The sequence below is a fragment of the Paenibacillus hemerocallicola genome (genome assembly GCF_006265175.1).
Lineage (GTDB): Bacteria > Bacillota > Bacilli > Paenibacillales > NBRC-103111 > Paenibacillus_AB > Paenibacillus_AB hemerocallicola.
On sequence record NZ_VDCQ01000050.1, the window covers coordinates 66,542 to 76,276 of the forward strand.

The window sequence follows — 9,735 nt, forward strand, 5'->3', positions numbered from 1 at the left end:
ACGCTTACAGTGAAATTTGTTCCACCCCCTTTGACGGAAAAAAGCTTAGTCCGCATGTGTAACATACATGTATCATATGTGTAATCAACCTGTATGCATTTCCATTATAACTCCTGCTTCGCGTAGTTGACCAGCAGAAAATGGCGCAGCGCCAAAAAACGCGGGCCATATGTCCGCGCTTTCGACTTGGTCGCACACTCACCGAGACCGAGTTTCATTAGTGAACCGGATTTTACATGCCATTATTGTACAACCTCCCCGCCCCCTCTCCTCCGAAGCCTACAGGTCGGCGTTATACCCCATAACGAAACAACGGGACCACGCAAACGCGTGACCCCGATGATCCGAATTTCCGATTGAATAAGATACTGCCGCTAACCCATTCGAATCAGCCGCGCGTCCCCGGGAGCAAGCTCCAGCAACGCCCCTCCGGACGGGCCGGGACGCAGGAGGCTCTCTCCAGTGGCCACATCCTTCCATTCGCCCGCATAAGAAATCGGCATCGCTTCCGCAGTCTCGCCGAAATTGGCGGCAAGCACGTACTCGCGTCCGTCTGCGCCCCGCACATAGATGCCGCGCAGATGGACGGAAGAGAACCCGAGCACGGTGAGATGACGATCGGAGTTGGCATAGCGGGCGGTATGCTCGTGCCCGTGCCCGGCTTGCAGCACATAGCCGGTATCCATAACGACGTCGCCTCCGGCAACCGACTTGATGTCGGTCACGCATGGGCCGCACAGCTGGTCGGCGTACAGCGTCCTCTCCATGCCGGCCGTCTTTGCGCTGTCGCTTATGCCGATCTGTCTGCGGCCGGGCCGGCAAATCGCCATCTCTTCCGCTCCGTATACGGCGATCGCGCCCAACCGGTCGTCGATATTCAACCACCGCGAGCCGGTGCGCACGACCTCCTCCGCGCTCCCGTATCCATGGACAAGCAGCTTGCCGTTCTCGTGATAATACGTCCGGTGATTGTCATTGAACACATCGTTCGGCACGAGCAGGTTCAAGCCTTTAATCGCTTTGAAAACCGTCCTTTGCCGCAAAGCGACGGCACGGTGCAGCACGATCATGTGCGAATCGTCGGGAAGAGCCGCGCATACGAACCGGCTTCGGGCCATCTGCTCGTCCTGCTGCCCTTCCGCCAGCAGCAACCGGGTATGGACGATCGTACTGCCCCACGTCAGAAACCCTCCCGGAAACGTAAAGCCCGCATGCGTCTCGAGCGATTGGTTGGTCAGTTGACCGAGCCCCTTCAGCTGGCCGGCCAAGTTTTCCCGCCATTCCGCCATATCGCTGGCATCCGGCGGCAGGCACAGCCCCTGCGGCTTCTCCGCCGAATCCCATACCCAGGAGGCGACTCTCCGTTCGCCGCGCTGCAAGTAGGCGCCATGATATTCGTCATGCCATGCGTCCGGCGTTGAATCCGGGACGCTTGCAGGCTCGGAAGCGGCCGCGAGCAGGGTTGCGGTTTGCGCTTCGGACTGCAAGCCAGCCTTTGCCGACGTCGATTCCGTACCGTGTATCGTCATCGGCGGTACCTGCTCCTTCGACCTGCCGTCGCGGATAGCCAGCTCGCGCCAAGCCAGCCCCATCGACAGCGCCGCGGCGCGATCCGACTCCAGCCGGGAGAAGTACAGCGGAGAAGCCTGCTGCAGCGCTTTGCACCGGTATGACAAAAACGTGCCGTCCCCGCTCGCTTCCATCTCCGACTTGATTTGCCGCAGCCACCCCTCCTCGAACCGAAGGCAGTCCGAATCGCCGTACAAATCGGCCATCATCAGCCATACCGGGATGACGTAATCCTGACAATACGTATAGCGCACGCGGGTATCTCCGCCGATCCGCAGCAGCCTCCCGTCCGGAAACGTGCACTGCTTGACGACATCCCATAGCTCCCGGCAGTGATGGTACAAAGACTCGGGAGGCGCGATTCCTCTGCGCCGGAAGGCAAAATGCAGCATCGCCATATTCGATAAGCAGATGACCATGTACCCGACATTCAAATAGCCGTGGTGATTCAAGCCGTACGAAGTGAAAAAATTCGCTCCTACATGCCGCTCCGACACTTTCTTGCCGTCGATCGTCGAATCGGACAGCGCATCCGCGGGAACGGACACCGAATTGATGAGAAAGTCGCTGCCCTTCTCCCTGTAAGCATCGGCCCTCGGAGCATCCGGATACATAGTCGCGGTCCTGTGCAGGAATGCCCCGTTCCATAAATTGCTCTCCGGCTTATTGTTCCCGTCCTTGTTGTACAAGCCCGCCACGATCGTATAATGATCGAGCAGCCAATCGCTCTCGGACAGCATTACCCGCCGCAGCAGCGAACGGTCCTCCTCCGACAAAAACGCCTCGATTGCTTCAACCGCATGCATCATCCGCTCCGTTCCGAGAACGCTGATCCACGTATGTCCCCATGAAGTGCCGTCCGTGCATGTGTAAGTACCCTCCTTATGCGTATGGAGACAATACCGCAGCAATCGGAGAGCGGTGTCCAGCACGCTCTCCCGGCTGCGTCCGGCGCGCCTTTCGTCGAATCGGGAATCAGCGGCAAGCATCGCATATGCGGCGAACGCTTTCTGGTTCGTCTGCACGCCCCACGTGTTTTCCCCCGTGCCGTAACACGTCAGCTCCGGCCGGTCCGGGCATTCGTACAAGTACGGCTCCGCTCCCTTTATCCATTTCTCCAACAGCATCAAGTAGTCGTTCGTTCCAGCTCCGGTCACTCTCCGCACCCCGTTCCATCGATTCGGCTATCGTATTCCGTCTTCGACGCCGTCTTTATTTTTTAAGCTCCGCGATCGCTTTGACCGCTTCCTCCTCGGCCGTGCGCAGCAGCGTATTCAGGTCGATTTCACCCAGCGCGAGCTTGATCAGGTTTTTGTTGTACGCCTTTTCTACCGCCGAATCGTACATCGTCTTCTGGGCGATCGGGGCGAAACGGTCGTAAAGGGCCGCCTTCACGTTTTTGCCGCCGAATGACGTCTCTTTGGCAAACGCCTCCTTCACTTCGGCGCTTTTCACAACAGGCAGCGTACCTTTCTTGGACACCTCCAGCTGATACTCGTCGGATACGAGATATTTGATGACCTCCATCACTTGATCCTTATGCTTGCTGATGCCGGACACGCCGAAATAGGTCGGATACGACTGCGGACCGGTCTGCGGAGCCTCCTTGAAAGTCGGCACTTTGACGACATCCCAGTTCATCGTCGCCATATCCTGGGTCATATGCGTATTGGCCAGCGCCGCCAGCATCGCCACATCGCGATCCTTGACGAAAGAATTGACGTCCGGTATTTTGTTAAGCTTGCGCACCTTGTCCTTGTACACTTGAGGCTCGGCAAGACGCATATACGTCTGGTAAAGCGTTTTCCATTTGTCGTCCGTGATCGACGGCTTCTCCGATTTCGGGTCCACAAAGCCGAGCGACAGTCCGTTGGTGGCGAAAAAGTGCCCGAGACCGAGACCCGCGTATTCGACGGAGCCGTCTACCCTGGAAAGTCTCCGGTTCAGCTCCAGCGCCTCGTCCCAAGTCATGCCGTCCTTCGGATAAGCGACGCCGAACTTGTCGAAGATGTCCTTGTTGTAGTACATCACGACCGTATTGTTCACGACAGGCAGCGCGTACATTTTGCCGCCCGACATCTCTCTCATCAAATCGATCATCGTCGGCTCGATCCGGCTCGTATCGACCTTATGCAGCTTCATCAGTTCGGTCATGTCGTATTGCATGTCATACATCAGCGGCCCCCGCGGAAACAGCGCGATCGATTCCCATACGATGTCGATCGGCTGCTGGGTCGAGATCAAGTCCGGATAAGTCGAGCCTGCCTTGCTTTGGATGTAGGAGAACTCGTGCTGCGGAAATTTTTTGCGGATGGCGTCGCCGAATCTTTCGTTGAACGCCTCCTCGGTCCAGCCGCTCGTCGAGTAGACAACCAGCTTGGCGGGAGGGTAAGCGGTTTCCTGTCCATCCGCTTTGGACTGCTCTCCTTTCCCGTTTCCGGAATCCCCTCCGCAAGCGCTTACAACCAATGCGATCAACATTCCGCCCGCCAGCAACGGCATGCGAAATTTTAGCTGCATATTCATCTCTCCCCTTCTGTCCGATCATACGTGTTCATCATTCGACAATTAATTCCCCTTGATTCCTAAAAGATTGAAAACTCCTGCTGGTACAACCTCCTCATCGTATAATTATTTCTAACTCCCGCTTCCTCTTGTTGATTCCCTTTGATGTACAATTATCATAAAACGGATCGTCAAATCATGTCAATCTCAATTTTTCCCGATTAAAATTTCCAGTTATCGCCTAATCGCACCTGTTAAAGAGCGAATTCCCTTGCCTCGATCGGCAATGCTCCGCATGGCCGCCTTACAGGCATATTGCTGCGCCAAGGCGAAACTGCTCCGAAATGCGTCTTCGATTGGGAATCAACGTGCTGTACAATCCGCTCTTTTTTCGCTATGATAACGGTATTATGGCTATTTTTCACAACAACTAGCGAAAGTTGGAATGATGGATGAGCTCATCGGAGTCCGGCAGAAGAACGTTTCGCTCCCGTCTGAACGAAATGGTCGATCAGCTGCGCGAAGGGATTAGAAGCGGCAAGTACAAAAAAGGCACTTATCTGCCGCCGGAAAAAACGCTGGCCCAACAATTCAAGCTCAGCAACAAAACGGTGCGCAAAGGACTGGAGCAGCTCATAACGGAAGGATATATCGAGAAAATCCCGAGAGTGGGGAGCATCGTAACGTCATCCGGCCCGGAGACGGAGTCCGGCTCCCGATCCGCCGCGCGCGCCGCCGTTACGCTGATGCTCGGCTGTTATTCGATCAACGAAAGGGATTTGCTGCTTTCCCGTCTGCTGCATGATTTTCAGGAGCAATTTCCGCACATTCGCGTGGAGGTCGTCGCCTTCCATTCCGACAACCGTTTCCTTCATACGCTGCAGCCCGGCTTGGATAACGGACTTATTGATTTATTTACGGTGAAGGACCGGCATTTTCGGGAAATCGTCGAAGAGGGATATACGTTTGCCTTGGAGCCGCAACCGGAGAACGGACAGCTGTACTCCTTCCTGAGCGAAGCCTTTACCGAGCAAAACGTGCTGTATGCCAGACCGCTTGTCTTTTCACCGCTGATTCTGGCTTATAATTTGCGGCATTTCCGCGAGGCCGGGGTCATGGAGCCCGACGCCGGCTGGACATGGGCGGACGCCATAAACGAGGCAGCCCGCTTGTCGGTGCCCGGTCGGCGCCACGGGCTGCATTTCAACGTGAACATGGATGAACGTTGGCCGCTATTCCTTCTTCAGAGCGGGATCGGACAAAGCTCCGGCAAGCCGAAGGGCGGCCGGGGGACCGGAGCGAAATGGCTGGAAGGCATCCGTCTGAGCAAGAGCATCATCCGGAATCACGCCATTTTTCCCGATCCGCTGTACAGCTCCGACGGCGATGTCGGAACTTTGTTTATCCAGGGGAGAACCTCGATGATCGTTACCGGCTATGAAGCGCTCAACCGGTTCGCCGCCTCCGATCTCGAATATGACATCTCTTCCTTGCCCTGCATCGATGTTCCGCGGACGCTGTTGGCCGTTACGGCCGTCGCGGTCAACAAGCAGTCGAAGCATAAAGCGGAAGCCCAATGCCTGGCCGACTACCTGTGGTCGCCCCGCGCCCAGCAGCTGATCCGCGAGCATGCGCTCAGTATTCCCGGATTGAAGCCGGCGGCGGAAGCTCCCCTTAGCGGGAACCATTCCATGAACCGCCCTTCCCGATATAACCTGTACCGGGACATCATCCCCAATTTTCGCAGACTCGACGATTTGAAGCTGCCGTATGGCGCCATTCGCGGGCTGCACGAAACGCTCAAACAATATTGGACCGACCTCATAGACGAACGGACGCTGTGCGACGAAATCGACGCCATTGCGGGCTCACCCGCTCTGCGTCGCGTTCAAGCGGGGGCCGGCGGTTGACGCCCCCCTGATTCTCGGGCAGAGAGCAGGGGGTGTTTCGTTCGGACTATTCAAGCCGCTTCAGAACGGTGCTGCCCGCGTAAAAGTCCCCGCGCAGCCGGATTTCCTCATAGGGCAAATGAGGGTTGGCGATTCGCCACAGCATCCGGTCCGCCGCACGGTAACCGGCCTCCCGAATGAGAAGCAGCGGCCGCGTGAGGAGCGGCAAATGCTCGGTTTGCTCGTTCAATAGTGCAATGAGGGAGCAGTCTTGGGGGATACGGACGCCCATTTTCAATAACGAATAGTATACGGGTGCGGTCTCCTCGTCGATGCCGCACAGGATCGCCGTCGGCCGGTAGCGGCGGTATGCCGCTTCGAACCGGCGCAGCCAGTCGTCCGCAGGCTGCCGGACGATCGCATGCTCTTCCGGCCTTACTTCGTTGCCCGCTTCCCTCATCGCTTCGGCAAACGCCTGCCATCGCAGTATAAATCCGCGCTGGCTCTCGATGTCGCCCACATACATCACGCGGCTGTGACCCATGCGGCTCAAGTGCCTGACCGACTGGTATATCGCCTCATAGACGTCCCAGATGACGCAGTCCACCTTCGATTCCGGCGACGGATAATTCAACAGGATACGGGGGACGGGCAGCCTCAGCAGCTTCTCCTCCAGCGAATGGACGCTAAGTCGGGGCGCGATAAAAATGCCTTCCGCATATGACAAGCCTTTCGACTCCGCCCAATCCCCGAAGTCGCCCGCCTTCAACTCTCCCGGCAGCAGCACCGGCTCCACCGTGTGGCCGATCTCCCAAAACCTCTCGTGCAGCCCTTTCAGCAATAGCCGATTATGGTTCTGCGACCCGTCGTTCTGGATAAGCACGAACCGCCGCTGGACGTACGGATAGGGAGCGATTCGGTCGACGATCAGCGAATCGACCTGCTCCTTCGTAATATAGCCGAGCTTGCGGGCGAGCCGGATGACTTTGCTGCGGGTTTCTTCGGACATGCCCGGACGTCCGCGAAGCGCCTTGGACACCGTCTGTATCGTTAAGCCAAGCTCGTCGGCAAGATGCCGGAGCGTTATTTCTTTACGGGACACGGCTCTCTCCCCTTCCGGTTGTTGGTCGGTATAAGCTCTGGTTTCATTTTAAACTAAATTTAAACTAACGAAAACGGCTCCCCGCTGTTACGATAAGTTTATTCGAAGCCGAAGGAGAGAGGATCATGGTTCAAACGATAGAAGCGGACATCGTCGTTTGCGGAGGAGGGCCTGCGGGAGTCGCAGCCGCAATCGCGGCGGGACGCAGCGGGTTTAGGACGGTATTGGTCGAGAAGTACGGATTTATCGGAGGGATGTCGACGGCGGCACTCGTATATCCGTGGATGACGTTTCATACGATGGACGGGCGGCAGGTCATTCAAGGAATCGCCCAAGAAATTATCGACCGGCTGGCGGAACGGAACGCGTCTCCCGGGCACGTTCGGGATACGGTCGGCTTCGTGCACACGATTACGCCTTATCATCCGGAATATTACAAAGTAGTTGCGGTGGACATGCTGAAGGAAGCGGGAGTCAAGCTGCTGCTCCACTGCTTCGTCGACAGCGTGCGCATGGCCGGCCAATCGATCGAGTCGGTCCGGCTGTCCAGCAAATCCGGGCAGATCGACGTTCGCGGCAACGTATTCGTCGATACGACCGGCGATGCCGACGTCGCCTTCCTGTCCGGCGCGCCTTGCCTGCAAGGGCGTGAAGGCGACAAGCGGACGCAGCCGATGACGATGAAGTTCCGGATGCGCGGGGTCGATTTGGCCAAGGTCAAGCGGTATATGCTGGACCATCCGGACGAATTTTACGCCAAAACGCCGTTCGATGAGCTGGAGCAGCTTCCGTTGTCGGGTATTATGGGATTTTATAAGCATTGGAAGGAAGCGGATTTGCCGATCAATCGCGATGGCGTGCTCATGTTCACCGGGCCCAACGATGACGAGGTGCTCGTCAACACGACCCGGGTGCAAGGACTGGACGGCACGAAGGTGGAGGACTTGACCGAGGCGGAGCAGCTCGGCCGCAAGCAGGTGCTGCTGGTGGCGGAGTTTATGACCCAGCGTCTGCCCGGCTTCGAGAAAGCTTCGATCTCCGACGTTGGCGCGCAGATCGGCATCCGCGAAACACGCCGCATCGACGGCTTGTACGCGCTGAAGGTGGACGATGTCGTGCAAGGGCTGCGTTTCGACGACGCGATCGCGCGCAGCGGATATCCGATCGACATCCACGATCCGTCGGGCAAAGGAGTCACGGCCGCATGGGTACAAGGAGACGGAGCGTACGACATTCCGTACCGCTGCCTGCTTCCGAAAACGGTCGACAATTTGCTGGCCGCCGGCCGGTGCATCTCGACGACGCACGAAGCATTGGCGACAACTCGTCTGACGCCCAGCTGCATGGCGACCGGACAAGCGGCCGGTACGGCGGCGGGGCTCGCGGTCAAGCACGGCGTCCGGCCGGCGGACGTCGATATCCGGGAGCTGCAGCGCGAGCTCGAAGCCGGGAACGCCGTTATTCGCTGAGGCGTTAGGAAAACTAAGACAGCATAATTAGCGTACAGAACTGCATGCATCGCATGATCGGGGAAAGCAGGCTGCCTTCCTTTGCCGGCGCCTTGAGGGACCGCGAATCCAACAAATAGCGGAACTGGAGTATGCTATTGACCCGAGTACTCGTGTTGATGGCAACATAACGGAAAACCGTTCCGCTATTCCGCTGTATACGGTCATTTTCAACCCCACAGTTCGAGATAACGGATGTCTGTTCCGCTATTTTCAAACGTGTAACGGAAATCGGGACCATAGCGGAAAATAGTTCCTCTATTTACAGGCAACACGCTGCACCCGCTTCATCAAGGGGCCACCAGGTTGTATGCGGATTATGCGTGCATAGAAAAAGAAGCTAACGATCTCGGCAGTTTTGTTGGTTCAGTCCAGATACTGATGAGGCATTGCACAAACAGGAGCTCGGACGGATGAATACTCATGCGCCCGAGCTCCTGAATCGTTTGCCGGTTTCCGCTCAAGGAACGATTTGAGCCGTTAATTGCACGATCTCGACGGCAAGCGGCGTGCGCTCTAAAATCGTATCTCCCGTCGATTCGATCGCAAGTCCCGTTGTGTTTAACGTATACAAGCTGGCCTCTTGAAGCATCCCGTTAATAAAAAGATTGCTGTATCCGTTCATTCCGATGGCGGGGAAAGCGCTGACGGCCGCGCCGCTATCGTCCGTAAACTGGCTGGCCGGAAACGTTACGGGCGTTGTTACATCCGATGCGGCAACGGAAAAAAATCGTTGGACGGTCGGAACGATAGTGACGCCGGCAACCGTGCCTGTTGCTCCTGTTGCTCCTGTTGCTCCCGGCGCCCCCGTTACTCCAGTGGCTCCCGTTACTCCCGGTGCCCCTGTTGTTCCAGTTGTACCCGTAGCTCCGCTCGCCCCTGCCTCTCCCGTGGCCCCTGTTGCTCCTGTCTCTCCCGTGACTCCGTTTGCTCCCGTCACTCCCGTGGCACCTGTTGATCCAGTCACTCCCGTGGCCCCGCTTGCTCCTGTCGATCCCGTTGCTCCGCTTGCTCCCGTTGCCCCTGTCGCACCAGTTGCTCCCGTGGCACCCGTGACTCCCGTTGCACCGCTTGCTCCCGTTGCTCCTGTTGCTCCCGTTGCCCCTGTCTCTCCCGTGGCACCCGTTGCCCCTGGTGCTCCAGTTGCTCCTGTTGCTCCAGT

At 57.3% G+C, this 9,735-nt stretch carries 6 protein-coding genes; 2 read left to right on the forward strand and 4 right to left on the reverse strand.

Going from position 1 to position 9,735, the window contains the following annotated elements; all coding sequences use genetic code 11:
- Positions 1-374 precede the first annotated feature (374 nt).
- Positions 375-2,726 (reverse strand): hypothetical protein, encoded by a 2,352-nt coding sequence (locus FE784_RS28045; RefSeq protein ID WP_139605561.1) that lies wholly within the window; start codon positions 2,724-2,726, stop codon positions 375-377.
- Positions 2,727-2,781: 55 nt separating this feature from the next.
- On the reverse strand, positions 2,782-4,089 hold the full coding sequence (locus FE784_RS28050; protein ID WP_176706578.1) for an ABC transporter substrate-binding protein: 1,308 nt from the start codon (positions 4,087-4,089) through the stop codon (positions 2,782-2,784).
- Between the two features lie 437 nt (positions 4,090-4,526).
- Here FE784_RS28050 and FE784_RS28055 point away from each other — a divergent pair, with 437 nt between their 5' ends.
- Positions 4,527-5,984, forward strand: coding sequence for an extracellular solute-binding protein (locus FE784_RS28055; protein ID WP_139605563.1), 1,458 nt, complete (start codon positions 4,527-4,529; stop codon positions 5,982-5,984).
- A 46-nt stretch (positions 5,985-6,030) separates the two neighbouring features.
- Here the strand turns inward: FE784_RS28055 and FE784_RS28060 are convergent, their stop codons facing one another.
- On the reverse strand, positions 6,031-7,065 hold the full coding sequence (locus tag FE784_RS28060) for a LacI family DNA-binding transcriptional regulator (protein WP_139605564.1): 1,035 nt from the start codon (positions 7,063-7,065) through the stop codon (positions 6,031-6,033).
- Between the two features lie 125 nt (positions 7,066-7,190).
- On the opposite strand from FE784_RS28060, the gene FE784_RS28065 reads away from it, so the two are divergent.
- Entirely contained in the window at positions 7,191-8,534 is a 1,344-nt protein-coding gene (locus FE784_RS28065) for an FAD-dependent oxidoreductase (protein ID WP_139605565.1), read from the forward strand.
- 499 nt (positions 8,535-9,033) lie between these two features.
- Here FE784_RS28065 and FE784_RS28070 read toward each other — a convergent pair.
- On the reverse strand, positions 9,034-9,735 hold a 702-nt coding region (locus FE784_RS28070), incomplete at its 5' end, for a DUF4183 domain-containing protein (RefSeq protein WP_139605566.1).

Excerpts from the sequence above, each read along its gene's own strand:
- FE784_RS28050 (WP_176706578.1), bottom strand. The coding sequence starts at position 4,089 with ATGCAGCTAAAATTTCGCATGCCGTTGCTGGCGGGCGGAATGTTGATC.
- FE784_RS28065 (WP_139605565.1), top strand. The coding sequence starts at position 7,191 with ATGGTTCAAACGATAGAAGCGGACATCGTCGTTTGCGGAGGAGGGCCT.
- FE784_RS28055 (WP_139605563.1), top strand. The coding sequence starts at position 4,527 with ATGAGCTCATCGGAGTCCGGCAGAAGAACGTTTCGCTCCCGTCTGAAC.